At 73.5% G+C, this 16217-nt stretch carries 18 protein-coding genes; 13 read left to right on the forward strand and 5 right to left on the reverse strand.

Annotated elements, in window-relative coordinates; all coding sequences use genetic code 11:
- The first annotated feature begins 86 nt into the window (after positions 1–86).
- The 5 genes from AB0C59_RS14610 (at position 87) to AB0C59_RS14630 (ending at position 4110) form a co-directional block, all read left to right on the forward strand.
- Positions 87–1517, forward strand: a complete 1431-nt coding sequence (locus tag AB0C59_RS14610; protein ID WP_363004279.1) for a diaminopimelate decarboxylase — start codon at positions 87–89, stop codon at positions 1515–1517.
- Between the two features lie 255 nt (positions 1518–1772).
- Positions 1773–2171, forward strand: a complete 399-nt coding sequence (locus tag AB0C59_RS14615) for a hypothetical protein (RefSeq protein ID WP_363004281.1) — start codon at positions 1773–1775, stop codon at positions 2169–2171.
- The gene (locus tag AB0C59_RS14620; RefSeq protein ID WP_363004283.1) at positions 2168–3142 is read left to right on the forward strand and encodes a hypothetical protein; all 975 of its coding nucleotides are present in this window, start codon (positions 2168–2170) and stop codon (positions 3140–3142) included. The genes AB0C59_RS14615 and AB0C59_RS14620 overlap by 4 nt, the downstream gene beginning before the upstream one ends.
- A gap of 43 nt (positions 3143–3185) precedes the next feature.
- Positions 3186–3719 (forward strand): roadblock/LC7 domain-containing protein, encoded by a 534-nt coding sequence (locus AB0C59_RS14625; RefSeq protein WP_363004285.1) that lies wholly within the window; start codon positions 3186–3188, stop codon positions 3717–3719.
- A 16-nt stretch (positions 3720–3735) separates the two neighbouring features.
- Complete coding sequence (locus tag AB0C59_RS14630; RefSeq protein ID WP_363004287.1) at positions 3736–4110, forward strand: hypothetical protein; 375 nt, start codon at positions 3736–3738, stop codon at positions 4108–4110.
- Positions 4111–4280: 170 nt separating this feature from the next.
- On the opposite strand, the gene AB0C59_RS14635 is transcribed toward AB0C59_RS14630, so the two are convergent.
- A complete protein-coding gene (locus tag AB0C59_RS14635; RefSeq protein WP_363004289.1) occupies positions 4281–5123 on the reverse strand; it encodes a MurR/RpiR family transcriptional regulator in 843 nt (280 codons plus the stop codon).
- A 225-nt stretch (positions 5124–5348) separates the two neighbouring features.
- Between AB0C59_RS14635 and AB0C59_RS14640 the strand changes: the two genes are divergently transcribed.
- The 3 genes from AB0C59_RS14640 (at position 5349) to AB0C59_RS14650 (ending at position 7468) form a co-directional block, all read left to right on the forward strand.
- On the forward strand, positions 5349–6260 hold the full coding sequence (locus AB0C59_RS14640) for an ABC transporter ATP-binding protein (RefSeq protein ID WP_363004291.1): 912 nt from the start codon (positions 5349–5351) through the stop codon (positions 6258–6260).
- Positions 6257–7093 (forward strand): hypothetical protein, encoded by an 837-nt coding sequence (locus tag AB0C59_RS14645; RefSeq protein ID WP_363004293.1) that lies wholly within the window; start codon positions 6257–6259, stop codon positions 7091–7093. Before AB0C59_RS14640 ends, AB0C59_RS14645 begins: the two co-directional genes overlap by 4 nt.
- A gap of 63 nt (positions 7094–7156) precedes the next feature.
- Positions 7157–7468: a hypothetical protein gene (locus AB0C59_RS14650; RefSeq protein ID WP_363004295.1), complete on the forward strand. Its 312-nt coding sequence runs from the start codon at positions 7157–7159 to the stop codon at positions 7466–7468.
- A 298-nt stretch (positions 7469–7766) separates the two neighbouring features.
- Here the strand turns inward: AB0C59_RS14650 and AB0C59_RS14655 are convergent, their stop codons facing one another.
- Positions 7767–8690, reverse strand: a complete 924-nt coding sequence (locus AB0C59_RS14655) for a LysR family transcriptional regulator (RefSeq protein WP_363004297.1) — start codon at positions 8688–8690, stop codon at positions 7767–7769.
- A 279-nt stretch (positions 8691–8969) separates the two neighbouring features.
- Here AB0C59_RS14655 and AB0C59_RS14660 point away from each other — a divergent pair, with 279 nt between their 5' ends.
- Genes AB0C59_RS14660 through AB0C59_RS14680 form a run of 5 tightly spaced genes read left to right on the forward strand, consistent with a single transcriptional unit; the run spans position 8970 to position 13763 of the window.
- The gene (locus AB0C59_RS14660) at positions 8970–9872 is read left to right on the forward strand and encodes a hypothetical protein (protein ID WP_363004299.1); all 903 of its coding nucleotides are present in this window, start codon (positions 8970–8972) and stop codon (positions 9870–9872) included.
- A complete protein-coding gene (locus AB0C59_RS14665; protein WP_363004301.1) occupies positions 9869–10870 on the forward strand; it encodes a DMT family transporter in 1002 nt (333 codons plus the stop codon). The genes AB0C59_RS14660 and AB0C59_RS14665 overlap by 4 nt, the downstream gene beginning before the upstream one ends.
- Positions 10867–11826 carry a pyridoxal-phosphate dependent enzyme gene (locus tag AB0C59_RS14670; protein WP_363004303.1) on the forward strand — a complete coding sequence of 320 codons (960 nt, stop codon included), beginning with the start codon at positions 10867–10869 and terminating at the stop codon, positions 11824–11826. The genes AB0C59_RS14665 and AB0C59_RS14670 overlap by 4 nt, the downstream gene beginning before the upstream one ends.
- Positions 11819–12556 carry an alanyl-tRNA editing protein gene (locus AB0C59_RS14675; RefSeq protein ID WP_363004305.1) on the forward strand — a complete coding sequence of 246 codons (738 nt, stop codon included), beginning with the start codon at positions 11819–11821 and terminating at the stop codon, positions 12554–12556. Before AB0C59_RS14670 ends, AB0C59_RS14675 begins: the two co-directional genes overlap by 8 nt.
- Positions 12546–13763, forward strand: a complete 1218-nt coding sequence (locus AB0C59_RS14680; protein ID WP_363004307.1) for an aminotransferase class I/II-fold pyridoxal phosphate-dependent enzyme — start codon at positions 12546–12548, stop codon at positions 13761–13763. Before AB0C59_RS14675 ends, AB0C59_RS14680 begins: the two co-directional genes overlap by 11 nt.
- Here AB0C59_RS14680 and AB0C59_RS14685 read toward each other — a convergent pair.
- The 3 genes from AB0C59_RS14685 to AB0C59_RS14695 are packed head-to-tail and all read right to left on the reverse strand — an operon-like array spanning position 13672 to position 16217.
- The gene (locus tag AB0C59_RS14685) at positions 13672–14475 is read right to left on the reverse strand and encodes a phosphopantetheinyl transferase-like protein (RefSeq protein ID WP_363004309.1); all 804 of its coding nucleotides are present in this window, start codon (positions 14473–14475) and stop codon (positions 13672–13674) included. The two genes, AB0C59_RS14680 and AB0C59_RS14685, sit on opposite strands and share 92 nt — an antisense overlap.
- A gap of 24 nt (positions 14476–14499) precedes the next feature.
- Positions 14500–15606 (reverse strand): C45 family peptidase, encoded by a 1107-nt coding sequence (locus AB0C59_RS14690; protein WP_363004311.1) that lies wholly within the window; start codon positions 15604–15606, stop codon positions 14500–14502.
- Positions 15603–16217 carry a GNAT family N-acetyltransferase gene (locus AB0C59_RS14695; protein ID WP_363004313.1) on the reverse strand — a complete coding sequence of 205 codons (615 nt, stop codon included), beginning with the start codon at positions 16215–16217 and terminating at the stop codon, positions 15603–15605. The genes AB0C59_RS14690 and AB0C59_RS14695 overlap by 4 nt, the downstream gene beginning before the upstream one ends.

Raw genomic sequence — 16217 nt, forward strand, 5'->3', positions numbered from 1 at the left:
GGTTATTCACATCCTGACCATCTGAATAGAGCTAGTCAATACATCGTGCGCCAGCGCGTCGGAGTGGAGGGTGTTTGGCTGAATACATGACGCCAGAACGGCACCCGGGGAAGGCGGACACGGTGGACGGCAGGAGCACGCGGGAGACGAGCGGCACGAGGGCGGCTCGGGTGAGCGGACCGGGCGACGACGAGCGGGTCGCCCGCCGGGACGACGCGGTGCGCGGCGCCGTCGAGCAGGGGCTGCTGGGGCCGGGAACACCGGTCGTCGGCCTCCTGGACGTCGCCGGCATCCGGGAGGCGGCGGCCTCGCTGCGGGCGGCCTTCGACGCGGTGGTGGCGCCGGGCACCCCGGTGCTGCACGCCTTCGCCGTGAAGGCGACGCCGCTGGTCCCGGTACTGGCCCTGCTGGGCGAGGCGGGCATCGGCGCGGAGGTCGCCAGCCCCGGCGAGCTGGCCCTGGCCGGGGCGGCCGGGATCGCACCGGAGCGGACCGTGCTGGACGCGCCCGCCAAGACGCCCCGGGAACTGCGCGAGGCCCTCGCGCTCGGCGTCGCCGTGAACGTGGACAACCCGCAGGAGCTGGAGCGGCTCGACGCCCTGCTGCCCACCACGAGGACGTCCTCGCCCCTCGGGATCCGGGTGAACCCGCAGCTCGGGGCGGGCGCCATCGAGGCGCTGTCCACGGCGACCGCCACCTCCAAGTTCGGGGTGGCGCTGCGGGACGAGGGAGCGCGCGCGTGGCTGGTCCGCGCCTGCGTCGAGCGGCCCTGGCTGACCCGGCTGCACACGCACTCCGGTTCGCAGGGGGTGCCGCTCTCCCTGATGGCGCGGGGGGTGGCGGAGGTCCACGCGCTGGCCGAGGAGATCAACGAGGCGGCCGGGCGGCGGCAGATCGACACCATCGACATCGGCGGCGGACTGCCGGTCAACTTCGACTCGGACGCCACGGCGCCGACGTACGCGCAGTACGCGCGGCTGCTCTCGGAGGCGGTGCCGGGGCTGTTCGACGGGCGGTACGGGCTGGTCACCGAGTTCGGGCGGTCGCTGCTCGCCAAGCAGGGGACATTGCTGGCGCGGGTGGAGTACGTCAAGCGCGCGGGCGGCCGGGCCGTCGCGGTCACCCACGCGGGCGTGCAGGTCGCGACCCGCACGGTGTACGCGCCGGCCTCCTGGCCCCTGCGCATCACCGCGTACGACGCCAAGGGGCGCCCGAAGGAGGGGCACGAGGCGGTGCAGGACGTGGCCGGGCCGGCGTGCTTCGCGGGCGACCTGCTGGCCACGGAGCGGGAGCTGCCGCTCCTTGAGCAGGGGGACCTCGTGGCCGCCCTGGACACCGGGGCGTACTACTTCGCCCACCACTACGCCTACAACTCCCTCGCCCGGCCGGGGGTGTACGGCTACGCGCCGGGCGAGGACGGCGAGCTCCGGTTCGCGGTCGTACGGGAGCCGCAGAGCCTTGAGGAGATCGTGGCGGAATCCGGCGGGGAGCACACGGGGACACTGACGGCGCTCTGAGCGGGACCCCGGCGCCCGACCGGCCGCGCACCCCCTCTCCGCGCGCCGCACCCCATCTCTCGCAGGGCCACATATCCGCAGGTCAGCGGGGCGGCCCGGTCGGGGCTCAGCCGGGCACGTAAACGGGGACAGCCGACCAACATTAGCGGCTCGGCGCATGTTCCACCGGAAAATGCCGCGATCCTCCCCTCAGCGCGTGCACGTTGCGTAACGTCTGCGTCACTCAGCCGAACCCGAGGCGGGAGGGGAGCCACGGTGCCCGGAATCGACGAGTGCCTGCTGGAAGCCATGCGACTGCCCGGTGCCCGGGGCGCCGCGGTGGTCGACTGGACCAGCGGGCTCGCCCTGGGCACGGTCGGGGACTCGCCCGGCGGTGACCACGAGACGACCGCGGCGGAGGCCGCCGAACTGGCCCGACTGGCCGCCGAGCACCGGGCGTTCGCCCCGGAGGGCGACGCCGAGTGGTCCGTCGACGCCTGCCCGGTGGAGGACCTGATCATCGCCAACCGCGACAGCTACCACCTGCTGCGGTTCGTGCCGACCACGTTCGACAGCAGCGTCTTCCTGCATCTGTGGCTGGCCCGCTCGGAAGGCAACCTCGCCCTCGCCCGCATCCGGCTGGGCGAGATGGCCGGACGGCTGGTGCTGGTATGACGACGGTGCGCACGCCCGTGCCGCCCCCGCTGCCCGTGCGGCAGCGCACCGAGATCCCGAGCGGCGGGCTCTCCCCCATGCTCAGCAGGCTCGCCGCGGAGCGGGCCACCGGTGTGCTGATGCGCGACGGCGGCATGATCCACCTCTGCGACGGCCATGTGGTGTACGCCGAGAGCCCCGCGACCCCGGGCCTGGACGCCCTGCTCATGGCGCGCGGCGCGATCGACGAGGACGGCTGGCGGGAGGCGATCGCCCACTCGGGAGGCCGCCGACTGGTGGGCCGCTTCCTGGTGGACAGCGGCCGGATCGGCCAGGGCGCGCTGGAGCTGTGCCACCTCGGGGCCCTGTACGACGCGGCCTACTTCGTCCTCGGCCCGAGCAGCGCCCCCGCCCGCTTCCGCTACGGCGACGCCCACTGGCTCGGTCCCGTGCGCCCGGTGCAGGTGGCCGCGGTGGAGCGGGAGACGCTGCGCCGCCGCGACCTCCTGCACAGCATCTGGCCCGACCCGGCCGCCGACGAGGCCCCCCTCGTCCGCACCGGGAGCACCCCGGGCCCGGAGGGGCCGAGGGTCTCGCCCCGCCAGGGCGAGGTCCTGGACCGGGTGGACGGGGTACGGACGGCGGCGGACATCTCGCGCGAGCTCGGCCGGCCCGCGTTCCACACGCTGGTGGACGTACGGCGCCTGGCCGCGGCCGGGGTCCTCTCGCCCCGCGCGACCGTGACCGCTCCGCCCCGGCCCGCGGCCCCGCCGCACGTGCCCGCCGCCGCGCCCCGCAGGCCGCCGGCCGCACCCCGCGTGGCGGTGACCGCGCCCCGACGGCCCCTGGCCGCGCCCGCGCTCCCGGACCCCGTCGGAGTCGGCGTGCCCCTGCCCGCTCCCGCCACGGTCCCCGCGGCGGAGCTGTCGCCGTTCACCGACCCCCACATCACGTTGCTGAAGAGGCTGAGGGATGCGCTGGAGGCCCTTTGACCGGCTCGAACGGCCAAACCCCGCCGAGGACAGGAGGCCCTTGATGGAAGCGGAGCCCGAAGTGCTCGACGAACTGCGCCGGCTGCGCTCCCGCATCCCCCAGCTGAGCGGCGCCCTCGCCGCCAGCGTCGACGGACTGGTCCTCGCCCAGGACACCCCCGGTGTCGAACCGGAGGGCGTCGCCGCCCTGACCGCCGCCGCGCTGGGCGTGGCCATGCGGCTGGCGGACGCCACGGGCCAGGGCGAGTTCCGTGAACTGCTGGTCCGCGGCGTGCACGGCTATGTCGCCACCTACGCCGCCGGCCGCAACGCGGTGCTCACGCTGCTGGCGCGGGACCGCGTCAACGTCGGCCGGCTGCACCTGGAGGGCCGCCGCTCGGGCTCCCGGATCGGAGAACTGGTCGACGCGATCGCCGCCAGGCCCGCGCCGCCGCCACCGCTGCCGCGTCCGCCCGGCACCACCGCCGGCCTCCCCACCCGACCCGCCACCTGGTCCGCGCCCCTGCGGACCCGCACCCCGCGCCCGCCCGCGAGCCCTCGACCGGCCGCGGACTCGCGCACCACCACGGAAAGTTGAAAGGACACACCATCCCATGGCGAACACCGAGACCACGCTGAAGGAAGCGCTCGCCCAGATCGAGGGCGCGACCGCGGCCGCACTCGTCGACTACACCAGCGGAATGGCGCTGGGCACGCTCGGCGGCAGCAAGAGCTTCGACCTCACGGTCGCGGCGGCGGGCAACACCGACGTCGTCCGCGCCAAGCTGCGCACCATGGAACACCTCGGGCTCAAGGCCCAGATCGAGGACATCCTCATCACCCTGAGCGACCAGTACCACCTGATCCGGCTGCTCACCGGGCGCGGCGGCAACGGGCTGTTCCTCTACCTGGTGCTGGACGCCAAGCGCGCGAACCTGGCGATGGCGCGCCACCAGCTGAAGAAGATCGAGGAGGACCTGGAGGTCTGACCTTCCCCGCCCCGGGCGTCTTCCCCGCCTCGGGCACCAAGGGCTGTCGTTGGACGAGCGCGACGGTACGGCGGCGCGCCCCACCCGGGGCCGCGTCGCCGGCCGCGACGCCCGTGCCGCCGTGGTGAGACGAGCCCGAAGACGCCCGCCCGCCCGGGGAGGGGCTTCTCCTACTCCACGAACAGCCCGCGCGCGGCGGCCCGCGCGTCGAACTCCTCCAGCCGGGCCTGCGCGTCCGGCAGGTCGTCGCACATCGCCTCCAGCAGGACCCGGCCCAGCAGCATCGGCGCGCAGGCCGTGTCGAAGGCGAGCCCGGTGCCCACGGCGGCCGGGAGCAGCAGGTCGGAGACCTTCGCCACCGGGGCGAAGGCCGAGTCGGCGACCGTGACCACCGTCAGGCCCGACCGCCGCGCGTGGTCCAGCGCGTCCACGACCTCCCTCGGGTGCCGTGGCAGCGCGAAGCACAGCAGGGCGCTCGCGCCCGCCCGCACGGCCGCGTCGACCCGGTCGTGGAGCATCGAGCCGGCCTCGTCCAGCAGCCGGACGTCCGGGTGGACCTTGGCACCGAAGTACGCGAACCCGTAGGCCTGGGAGGCCGCGGCCCGCAGCCCGAGCACCGGCAGCGGGCGCGAGGCGGCGAGGATCCGGCCGGCCTTGCGCACGGGCTCGGGGTCGGCCAGCAGCCGCGCGAGGTGCTTCAGGTTCTCGATCTCGGCTTCCACGGCCTGCTGGTACTCGTTGTGCGCGCCGCTCTGGGCGGGCTCCTCGGCGGGGGCGACCTCACGCAGGTGCTTGCGCAGCGCGGGGTAGCCGTCGAAGCCGAGGGCGACCGCGAAGCGGGTGACGGACGGCTGGCTGACCCCGGCGAGCTCGGCGAGCTCCACGCTCGACAGGAAGGGCACGTCGGCCGCCCTGCGCACCATGCAGTGCGCGATACGCCGCTGGGTCGGCGTGAGGCGGTGCCCCTCGAAGAGTGCCTGCAACCGTGCCGCAGGGCTCTCGGCGACGCTCATGACCTACTCCCCCTCCAGATGCCCGGACGCGGGATCACCGGATGACCTATTCAAACACCAAGAGCTCTGCATGGCGATATGCAGCCTGGGCCCCGCCCGGCCCGCGCGTGAGCCGCCCCGGTGGGTGACGGCGGGCCGAGCGCCCTCCCGCCGGCCGGCGTCCCTCCCGAACCGGCCGTGATGACAGCTCAGTTGACCACGCGCCGGCGGTGCTACGTTGAGCCGGTGGCCAAGCTGGAAGTCCTGAACGTCTCCGCGGGCTACCGGGATCGTCCGGTGCTGCGGGACGTCACTCTCGAGTACGACGCGGGAATCCACGTCCTGCTCGGCCCGAACGGCGCCGGCAAGACAACGGCGTTCCGGGTGTTCGCCGGGATTCTCGCGCCGTTCGAGGGCACCGTCCTGGTGAACGGCGCCGACCCGAACACCCGCACGCAGGCCAAGTCCCTGGTCGCCCTGGCCACGCACCGCTCGGCGCTCGCGCCGCGGCTGAGCGTCGTGGACAACCTGCGGTACTGGGCACGCGTCCTCGGCCTGCCACCAGGGCCCGGCGAGGAGCGGATAGCTGAGGTCCTGGACCTGCTCGGCCTCACCGCTCTCGCGGACCGCCGCATCGGCAGCCTCAGCCGCGGCCAGAACCAGCGCGCCGGCCTGGCGAAGGCCTTCCTGGGGCGGGCGCCGATCCTGCTCCTGGACGAGCCGATGTCGGGCCTGGACCCGAGCACGACGGAGCAGCTGGCCGGACACCTGCGCACGCTGGCGGACCAGGGGCACACGGTCGTCGTCTCCACGCACGCCCTGGCCGACGCCCACCGCCTGGCCGACGACGTGACCGTGCTGCAGGAGGGGCGCGTCGTGGGCCGGGGCGAACCGGCCGCGCTGCGCACCGCCCTGCTCGGCAGCGCCTACCGGCTGCGCGTCCGCGGCTCCGGCGACGTGCCGGCGGTCCTCGACCGGCTCGGCCACCGCTACGAGGAGCAGCGGGGCGCCGTGATCGTGGAGGTGACCGACGAGGGGGCGGCGGAGACGCTGGTCGCCGACCTGGTGCGGGAGGGGATCGGCGTGCGGGAAGTGGTGCCGGCCGGGAACCCGTTGGAGGACGTCTATCGGCAGCTGCAGCGGGGAGGCACACCGTGACGCGACGTAGTCTCCCCTTCGACGCGGCCCGGGCCAGGGTCCTGGCGTCCGCCCTGCTGTGGCGGATGCGGCGGGAGCGGCTGCGGAACTTCGCCACGGTGTTCCTGCCGTTCGTGCTGACGGTCGCCTCGATGGTCGCCCTTCCCCTGCTGGCCGACGACTCGGACATGAACGGCGCGGCGAGCAGCGCCCGGCTCGGCCTGCGGTACGGGGCACACGGGGACACGGTCGCGGCCGGGCTGCTGCTCGTGCTGATGCCCGGCGTCGTCGCCCTGCACGGGACCGTGGGCGCCGGTCTCGCGGTGCGCAACGTGGTCGGTGCGGAGGCCGGGGTCGGCGCGCTGGAGGGCATGCTCGCCGCCCCGTACAACCCGGCGAGCATCGCGGGTGGGCTGCTCGGATACGCGCTCGTCGTCACGACGGGGCAGTGGGCGGTGATGAGTGCGCTCGGCGCCCTCGCGCTCACGCTGTCCAGCGCCCTGCACCACGACAGCCTCAGGCCGGACGCCGGCTATCTGGCGCTGGCCCTGGCGCTGCCGCTCCTCGCCACCTGGGCGGGCGCGGCCCTCGCCCTGCTGCTCAACCTGCTGTTCCCGCGGCTGTCCCAACCCGGCGCCGGAGCCCTCGCGGGCAACGGGGGCGGCCTGGTCAGCCTGGCCGCGATGCTGCCGGGGTTCGGCGCCCTGCTGGCGATGTCCATCGCCCTGGACCCGCTCGGCCCGACGAGGCTGCTGCTGTACGCGGGCGGGGTGACCGTGGTGATCGCGGTGGGCAGCCTGGTCGGGATCGCGAGGGGGTTCCGCCCGGAGTCGGTGCTGTCCTCGTCGGCATGAGACGCGTCACGACCGGGTGGCGTGAGATGGCTGTGCAGTCGGACACCTACGCAAGGAATGGTGATGGTCACGGTGAACGTCGTCGTAGACATCCGCCCCTCGCTGGTGGCGATGCCTTTCCACCGTGCCTTCACGCGGCCGGTCGTGGAGATCGACGGGGTGGAGCGGCCCGCCCGGTGGGGCACGACGGAGGTGCCGATCGAGCCCGGCGCCCACGAGATCGCCGTGTTCTTCCGCTACAAGGGGCAGCGCACGGCCCGACTCGGCGTCAGCACCGAGGAGTTCACCGTCCGGGAGGACGCGTCCACGCGGCCTCGGGTGACGGCCCGGCTCGGGCCCCGCAACGGCAGCAGCTTCAAGGTGACGTTCGCCTGAGCGCGGAGGGGAGTCGGACACATGCCCAGGAAATCGGTCGTGCGGTGCTCGGCGGGACATCTCTTCACGGCTACCTGGATACCATTCCTCGGTATCAGGTCCCTGCGTCTCACACCCTCCACACGCTTCGCCCGCTGCCCCGTCGGCAGGCACTGGGCCGTGGTGAGCAGACCGGATCCGTCGGGCCTCACCGAGGAGCAGCTCACCGCCGCCCGGGCGCACGACGTGGGGCACCTGTAGGCGGCGGGCGGAGCCGACGGGCCCCGGTCCGCGGGCCGTCCCGCGGGCCGGGCCGTCCTCAGGCCGGCTCCCTCGTGCGGGCCGTGTCGCTCAGTTCGTGGAGCATCGCCCTCACCGCGGGGACGGAGGTCAGTTCCGGCAGGGTGAGGGCGACGACCTCCCGGTGCACCGCGGGTTCCAGGCGCAGCAGCGACACGGATTCCGTGGGCAGGGACTGCCAGGCCATCTCGGGCAGGACGGCCACGCCGAGCCCGGCCCTCACCAGGCCGATCACGGTGAGGTAGTCGTCGGTGGCGAAGTCGATGCGGGGGGTGAAGCCCTCGCTCCGGCACAGGTCGACCACATGCCGGCGGCACACGGGGCAGCCCGCGACCCAGGACTCGTCGGCGAGGTCGGTCAGCTTCACCCGGTGCGCGCGGGCGAGCCGGTGGTCGTCCGGGACCAGGGCGACCAGCGGATCGGTGAGCAGCGGGCGGACGGCCAGGTCGTCCCAGGTCGCCTCGGAACCGCCTCGCACGCTCGCCATCTGCGGATACCGGAAGGTGAGGACGATGTCGCAGTCCGCCTTGCGCAGCATGTCGAGGGCGCGGGACGGCGCGGACTCGGTCATGGTCACCTCGACGTCCGGCCACGCGGCGCGCATCGAGGCGAGGGCGGAGGGCACCAGCATCGATGCCGCGCTGCGGAAGGAGACCAGCCGGACCCGCCCGCCGCGCAGGCCGGCCAGGGACGCCACCTCCTCCTGGGCGGCCTGGAGTCCGGCGAGGACACCGGCGGCGTGCCGTACGAGCACCTCTCCCGCCTCGGTGAGGCGCACCCCTCTGCCGGCGCGGACGAGTAACGGCGTTCCCAGGGACCGCTCTAACGCCTTCATCTGCTGGCTCACGGCGGGTTGTGTGCAGCCCAGTTCCCGGGCGGCCGCGGTGAGGGAGCTGGTCTGCGCGACGGCGCAGAGCATGCGGAGATGTCGGGCCTCGATCATGAAACGGACCCTAGCCGAGCAGGGCGGAGGCGGCGGCGTGTGCGCCGATGCGGGCCGATGTGAGCTGCGGCACCCTCACGGAGGCATCCATAAGGAGCGATTATGGCCGCTCCTCGGAATGCTTGGGCATTCCTGTCGAGAAGCCGGTCCGCAAACCGGACATTGGCTCCGATCCGCGGCGCACAAGCGGAATGCGTCGCACCGATCAGCTCTCTTTATCCCTACCAAAAGAGATATTTTGGGTTGCCTGCCGCGCTTGGGTCCGTGTAAAAAGCATGCATGCACGCCAAGATCGCCAGCACGATCCACGGCACTTTCGGAGAAATCCTTCAAGGCTACACCCTTGGCGCCGACGGATTTGAGCACTTCCTCTTCACGGCGCCCGTCGAGGAGCTCCGCTCCGAAGCCCGCACGCGACGCACGGGGGCGACGTCCGCGCAGGCACTGTCCGTCAGCCCCGGGAATCGCACGAAGGCGCTTTCCGCCTACGCGAAGATGAGCCGCGATCTCGGCCTGCCCACCGACGGCGTGACCATCGAGATCACCTCGAACATACCCGTGGCAAAAGGGTACGCGAGTTCGACGGCCGACATTCTCGCGGCGGCCCTGCTCTGCGTCCGGGAAACACATCCGGAAACTCCCGAACCCGTCGCCCACGCACTGGCCCTTTCCGTGGCCCGCCGGCTCGAATACGGCGATTATCTGCTGCACCCCGGCATAGCCGCCTGCGCACAGCGCCGGCACGAGCTGATCGCCGCGTACGACACGGATCTGCGCTGGACCATCGTCGGGGTGGACGAGGGCGGTCTGGTGCGCACCGAGGAGTTCCACCGGGAGTGCCCCGAGGACGCCGGGAAGGCCCGCGTCTACGAGGAGCTGTTCGGCGAGCTCGACGCGGCGCTGCGCGCGAACGACGGGCTCGCGGCCGCGCGGGTCGCCACCCGCAGCGCCGAACTGCACGACGACCGGCTCCCCAAGAAGACCCTCGGCACGCTCCGGGAGGTGGGCGAGGACCTCGGTGCCCTCGGCGTCTGCGTGGCGCACAGCGGAACCCTCGCCGGTCTCGTCTTCTCCAGGCACCAGGCGGACCACGACCTCCGGGTCGCGCAGTGCCACGCCGCCCTGCGCTCCCAGGACCTGGAGAGCAGCACGTTCACGCTCAAGGAATCGAGGCGCTCATGAGCCGAGCAACGACGGCTCCCGTCGAGGAGAACGGCCCGCCGGCACAGGAGGGCGCGGACACCGGCCCCCTGAGTCCGGCCTCCGCGGTACCGGCCGCCGGACCGACGCGCGGCCGGTACCAGCTCATGGTGCTGTGCGCGGTCTGCTGCCTGGCCCTCGGCGGCGTCTTCGTCCGGATCAGCGAGATCGGCCCGGTGGCGACCGGCGCCTACCGCTCGCTCTTCGCGGCCCCGATGCTGCTGGGCATCGCCCTGGGCACGGCACGCAGGGCACCCGGCACCGCCGAGCCGGCGCGCGGCGCCCGTATCGAGTGGCGCGACCGGCTGATGATCGCGCTGGGCGGGCTGTTCCTCGCGGGCGACCTGTGCCTGTGGAACATCTCGTTCCTGTACACCTCGCTGGCCGAGTCCAACCTGCTGGCCAACCTGGTGCCCTTCATCATCGCGCCCCTGTGCTTCTTCCTCTTCGGCGACCGGCTGCCCTGGCAGCTCGTCCTCCCCGCCGTGCTGGCCCTGGCCGGCCTGTACATCCTCGTGATCCTCGGTACCGGGCTCGACCCGAAGCATCTGCGCGGCGACCTGCTGGCCCTGGCCACGGCCGTGTTCTACGCGCTGTTCCTGGTGATAGCCAAGGGACTGCGCGAGCGCTACGAGGCGACGCGCATCATGGCGAGCCTGAGCCTGGTGTGCGCCGTGGTCTGCTTCGCGGTGGCGGCCGTCCTGGGTGAGGGTCTCGTGCCCCACACCCTGCGCGGCTGGGCGGTGCTGGTCGCGCTCGCGGTGACCTCCCAGGTCTTCGGCCAGACCCTCATGGCGCACGCGGTGAAGTTCCTGCCCCTGCAACTCGCGGCGCTCTTCGTGCTGCTCCAGCCCGTGGCGGCCGCCGTCTACGGCTTCTTCCTGTTCGACCAGCGTCTGAGCCTGCTGCAACTGGCGGGCATCGCCATGCTCCTCGTCTCGATCTTCTGGGCCAAGAACCTTCTGGAGGAACGGAAATGAGCCGCAGAGACATCGACCCCTACGCGCTCATCGAGGAGTTCAGCGACCTCACCACGCTCGACTGCGGCACCCTGGAGGGCGGTCCGCTGCGGTTACGGGCGATCCACGGCAGCCCGGCCACGGAGTCCAGCTTCAAGTCGATCCTGGGCCTCGGTCTGCTCCTGCTGAGCCGTGAGCAGGGGCTGCTGGCGCCGGGCCAGCCCGTCATCGAGTCCACCTCGGGCTCCCTCGGCCTCGGCCTCGCCGTCGCGGGCCGGCTGCTCGGCCACCCGGTGCACCTCGTCTCCGACCGCGGCATCCCGGACGTGACCCGCCGCAAGATAGAGCTCACCGGCGCCGTACTGCACTTCGCGGAGCGCCCGCACCCGGTCCTCGGCACCCAGCAGGCCCGGGACGACCTGCTGAAGTCGATCCTGGCCGACCACCCCGAGTACCACTGGACGAACCAGAACGACAGCCCGCTCAACCCGCAGGTGTACACCCGCTGGGTGGTCCCGCGCCTGGCGGCGACCCTGGACTTCTCCCGGATCGTCGCCGGGATCTTCTGCGTCGGCAGCGGCGGGCACTTCGCGGCGCTCTCGGCGATGCTCCAGGACAAGGGCATCCCCTCCTACGTCGCCGACCGGGAGGGCTCGATCACCTTCGGCGGCGAGCCGGGCCGCAGCATGCTGCGCGGCACCGGCAACCAGAACCGGATCCCCGCCGTCATCGAGTCCGCGCGATCCCGGGTGACCGGGGTCCACCGGGTCTCCGACGCCGAGGCCTGCGCGGCGGTACGGGACCTGGCGGCCCGAGGGATCAGCGTGGGCGGCTCCTCCGGCGTCTGCTACATGGGAGCGCGCCGGCTCGCCCGGGATCTCGGGCCGGCGACCGACGGCGAGATCCTCACCTTCTTCGCCGACCGCGGCGAGCTGTACGGCACCACCCTCTTGGACGGAGGAACCCCCGGTGATTGACCCCGCCATGTGGAGCACCGCCCCCGCGACACGGCAGCTCTACCACGACGACCCCTACGCCACGTCCGCGACCGCCACCGTGCTGGCGGTGAGCGGGCACCACGCCGTCTTCGACCAGTCCCTCTTCTACGCGGAGTCCGGCGGCCAGGTGGCCGACCAGGGCACCGTCGACGGATCGCCGGTGATCGACGTGCAGAAGGCGGGCGGCCGCCCGTTCCAGCTGCCCAACGGCGAGGTCGCCACCGTCGAGGCGGTGTTCTGCCACGAGTTCGACGCCCCCTGCACCCTGACCGTGGGCGACCGGGTGACGATGGAGATCGACTGGGAACGCCGGTTCCGCAACATGCAGATGCACACCCTCGCGCACTTCCTCTTCCACGCGACCGGTGAGTACCTCACGTCCCAGGGCCTGACCCGCTCCACCCGCGGCTGCCGGATCAGCGACGACGCCGCGCGCTTCGACTTCGGCTGCTCGATCCCCGGCGAGGCGGTGACCGAGATCCAGGAGCGCGTGGAACAGCTGCTCGCGACGTCCCCGGAGGCGACCGTGCGGCCCCTGCCCGACACCCACGACGTCTTCGTCTGGCGCTCCGGCGACATCGAGATCCCCTGCGGCGGCACCCATGTGAACCACCCCAAGGAGATCCAGGGGACGATCAGGGTCCGCCGCCGCACCAAGGGCAAGGGAGGCACCCGCCTCTACATCGAACTGGACCGCCGTGAACTCTGAGGCACCCGCGCTCTCCACCCCGCTCCGGCAAGGGCACCAGGACGGGCCGGAGTTCATCGACTCCCTGGACCTCCTGCGCCGCCGCCGCACACTGAAGTGGCAGATCGGGGCCCCCGACCCCGACCGCATATGCCTCGGGGTCGCCGAGATGGACGTGGCCGTGCCGCGGTTCCTGCGCACGGCGCTCACCGAGGCCGTGGGCGACGGCGAGACGGGGTACGGGCTGTGCGCACGCCAGGAGGAGGCGTGCGCGCGCTACCTCCAGGACGAGCACGGCGCCTCGATCGCCGGTGCGCGGTGCACCACCGACGTGCTCACCGGCCTGCGCACCCTGATGGGGCTCCAGTTGGAGCCGGGCAGCGGCGTGATCGTGGAGACACCGGTGTACGGCGACCTGCTCACCGTCGTACGGGAGGCCGGGCACGTCCCGGTGGCGGTGCCCCTGATCCGCGGGACGGACGGCTACCGGCACGACTGGGCGGCGCTGACCGCGGCGGCCGAGGCGGGGGCGCGGGCCTGGATCCTGTGCCAGCCGCACAACCCGGTGGGGCGCGCGTGGACCGCCGAGGAGACGGCGCGGGCCGTCTCCCTGTCGGCCGCGCACGACCTCCTGGTGCTCGCCAACGAGGTGCACATCCCGCTGGGGCTGTCCGCCGTCCAGCCCCGCTCGGTGTTCGCCGACCCGCGCACGCACGAGGTGCGGGCCTTCGGCCTGACCTCGGCGTCGAAGGCCTTCAACATCGCCGGCCTCAAGAGCGCGACCGTGTACGCCTCGCAGCGCACCGCCGACGCACTGTCGCTCACACCGCAGAGCCTGCTGGGGCGGCCGGGCAGCCTCGGGGCCATCGCCACCGTCGCCTGCTACGAGCAGGGCCTGGACTGGTTGCGCGCGCTGCGCCGCGAGCTCGCCGCGTGCGCGGCCGTGGCGCTGGACGAACTCGGCAGCCTGGGGCTGGAGGTGAGCGCCGCCCCGCCGGAGGCCACCTATCTGGTGTGGGCCGAGTTCCCGCGCCCGGACCAGGCCCGCGCCGTCGCCGGCGCCCTGGAGGCCGCGGGGGTGCACACGCTGCCCGGAGCGGGCTTCGGCGGGCCCTCCTACGAGCACTGCTTCCGGGTCAACGCCGCCGCCCACCCGGTGGTCCTGCGGCATGCCTTCGCCCGCCTGCGGTCCGCGCTGCGCACCCGGGGCCGATCGCTGACCCCCTGAGCAGGGCGGGGGGCCGCGCCTCGGGCGAGACGAAGGCGGTCATCGCCCACGGGGATGCCCCGGGGGCGTCCGCGCGGGCCGGTACCGGCACCGTGTGCCCGTGCCAGGGCCCGGTGCCGTGGCCGTCGATGCCGCGCAGGGCGACGGAGCCGTCGGCGGGGAAGGCGAGCCGGACCTCCCCGGCCCCCTCGGCAAGTCCCCGGCCGGTGGCCTTGACCGCCGCCTCCAGAAGCGTCCACGCGGGGAAGAAGACCTCCGGCGACGCGGTGGCCGGCACGGCCGGGTACACGAAGGACAGCACGTCCAGGCGGGCGCCCTCGGGGCGGACGATCTCCACGTCCACCCCGAGGGGGCCGCTCTCGGTGGCGCCCACGAGCAGCAGGGGGCCGGAACGGGACCAGCTGACGTGGGTGCCGGGGTGGTCGGGCAGGCGTGGCTTGCCTGCGTCGTCGTAGCCGATGCGCACGTCGCGCGGGGCGGTGCCCAGGCGGTCGGCGAGCAGCCGGCGCACGGTGCGCCGGGCCCGGGAGAAGCGGCGCGCGTCCTCACCGCGCACGAACGCGGCGGCCCGGCGCCGCTCGTCCGCGGTGAGGCCGTCGCGAGGGTCCCCGAGGCCGTGCTCCGTGTGGTGGCGGGCCCCGTGGTCGTGGTCCTCGTGGTTCTCGTGGTCGTCGTGGTCCTCGTGGTCGAGGTCGACCAGCCAGGCATCCATCGGCACCGTCCCCTCGTCCGTGTCCTACAGGGTGAACGTCCGGGTGGTGGACCGGGACGGGTCGCCGGGGCGCAGGTGGAGCGCGCCCGCGGCGGGTTCCAGGACGACGGCGGCGACGGTGCGTTCGGCCCGGATGTCACCGCGGTCCGGGACGCAGATCGGTGGCCGGGACAGCAGGGCGAAGTGGTCGTCGGGGCCCGCGTCGGCGGGCAGCTCCGCCACGCCCTCGGCGGCGGCCTTGAGCCGGCGCGTGGAGGAGTTGCGGGCGAAGACGTTGAGCTCGTCGTGCGGGGCGAGATCGGGGTGGAGGAAGTGGTTGGTGTGCACCGCCACCCGGGCCGCGCCCACCGCACCGGCCTGGGTCACCCGCAGCTCGCCGCCGAGGAGTTCGACGTACAGCGCCCGCTCGGTGTCGCACAGCATGAGGGAGCGGGAGCTGGCCAGCGGCAGGCCGGCCAGGATGTCCAGCGCCTCGGTGACGTCGCCGGCGCGGTCGAGCAGATGCCGGATCGCGAGGTACGGGGGCACTCCCGGGTGCCAGTCGCCGCCGAGGACCAGGTTGAGGCCGACGGCGAGCCCGTCGCTGTTGACGCCGAGGTAGCCGAGCAGCCCGGCGAAGCTGAGGACCAGCGAGCGGCGCGGCGAGCCGGCCGGGGCCAGCCGCAGGACGCTGACGTGATCGTCCAGGTTGCCGTTGAGGTCCACGGTCTGGGCGAGGACGGGCGCTCCGGCACCGGTCCGCGCGTACGTGGTGCAGTCCCCGGCCGTCGGGATCCTGGAGTACCCCATGATCTCGCGGCGCAGCTGGAGCAGCCAGGCCTCGTCCTCGGTGAGGCGGGCGCCGGCGGCCAGGCCGGCGACCTCCTCGGCCAGCGCGGGCAGGGCCGCGGTGACGGCCTCGCGGTACGCGGCGATCCGGGGCCGGAGCGCGGCCTCGGTGAACGGGGTGGCGGTCAGGTGGTTGAGGCGGGCCAGGCCGTCGTCCAGGAAGGCGCGCAGACCGGACGCGAGCGCCTCGCCGTGCGCGCGCCCGAGGGCGTACGGGCTGCCCGCCGCGTCGACGAGGGCGACCGGGCCCCCGCCGCCGGGCGCGGCCGCGGCGGCGGGGGTCGCCCGGGCGGCGCCGGTCACGCGTGCGCCACGGAACGCTTGGGGCCGGCGGCGAGGGCGGACTTGACCTCGGGCCACTCGGCGCGCAGGACGCTGTAGAAGATCGCGTCGCGGCGCCGGCCGCCCGGCATGTAGTTGTAGCTGCGCAGGGTGCCCTCCTCGGTGGCGCCGATGTTGCTCAGCCCCTTGCGGGCCTGGAGGTTGAGGATGTCGGTCTTGAACTCGACACGTTCGGCGTCCAGCACCTCGAAGGCGTGGGCCAGCAGCAGGGCCTTGGCCCAGTGGTTGACGCCCCTGCCCCGGAAGTCGCGGCCCAGCCACGACCAGCCGATCTCCAGACGGCGGTCGGCCTCGGCGAGGTTGCCGTAGCTCATGCTGCCGGCGATCCGGCCGGTGGCCTTGTCCACGATGGTGTGGACAACCCGCCGGCCCGCGGCGTGGTCGGACAGGTTGGTGGCGAAGAAGGTCTCGAAGTCGGCCTCGGTCTCGACGGCGGAGACGAAGTAGCGCCAGATGTCGGGGTCCATGGCGACCGCGCGGATGCCGTCGCGGTCGGACTCGGCGAGGGGGCGGACGACGACGTGGTCGTTCTCCAGGTGGGCGGCGGCGTGGGTGGACCAGCGTGCGGTCAT

It is taken from the genome of Streptomyces sp. NPDC048664 (assembly GCF_040650555.1).
Classification (GTDB): Bacteria; Actinomycetota; Actinomycetes; order Streptomycetales; family Streptomycetaceae; genus Streptomyces.

Bases quoted from the DNA above. Each gene is read 5' to 3' on its own strand.
- AB0C59_RS14670 (WP_363004303.1), top strand. From the start codon at position 10,867: ATGAGCCGCAGAGACATCGACCCCTACGCGCTCATCGAGGAGTTCAGC.
- AB0C59_RS14695 (WP_363004313.1), bottom strand. From the start codon at position 16,217: ATGACCGCACGCTGGTCCACCCACGCCGCCGCCCACCTGGAGAACGAC.
- AB0C59_RS14665 (WP_363004301.1), top strand. From the start codon at position 9,869: ATGAGCCGAGCAACGACGGCTCCCGTCGAGGAGAACGGCCCGCCGGCA.
- AB0C59_RS14610 (WP_363004279.1), top strand. From the start codon at position 87: ATGACGCCAGAACGGCACCCGGGGAAGGCGGACACGGTGGACGGCAGG.
- AB0C59_RS14625 (WP_363004285.1), top strand. From the start codon at position 3,186: ATGGAAGCGGAGCCCGAAGTGCTCGACGAACTGCGCCGGCTGCGCTCC.
- AB0C59_RS14655 (WP_363004297.1), bottom strand. From the start codon at position 8,690: ATGATCGAGGCCCGACATCTCCGCATGCTCTGCGCCGTCGCGCAGACC.
- AB0C59_RS14650 (WP_363004295.1), top strand. From the start codon at position 7,157: ATGGTCACGGTGAACGTCGTCGTAGACATCCGCCCCTCGCTGGTGGCG.
- AB0C59_RS14660 (WP_363004299.1), top strand. From the start codon at position 8,970: ATGCACGCCAAGATCGCCAGCACGATCCACGGCACTTTCGGAGAAATC.
- AB0C59_RS14620 (WP_363004283.1), top strand. From the start codon at position 2,168: ATGACGACGGTGCGCACGCCCGTGCCGCCCCCGCTGCCCGTGCGGCAG.
- AB0C59_RS14630 (WP_363004287.1), top strand. From the start codon at position 3,736: ATGGCGAACACCGAGACCACGCTGAAGGAAGCGCTCGCCCAGATCGAG.
- AB0C59_RS14685 (WP_363004309.1), bottom strand. From the start codon at position 14,475: ATGGATGCCTGGCTGGTCGACCTCGACCACGAGGACCACGACGACCAC.
- AB0C59_RS14635 (WP_363004289.1), bottom strand. From the start codon at position 5,123: ATGAGCGTCGCCGAGAGCCCTGCGGCACGGTTGCAGGCACTCTTCGAG.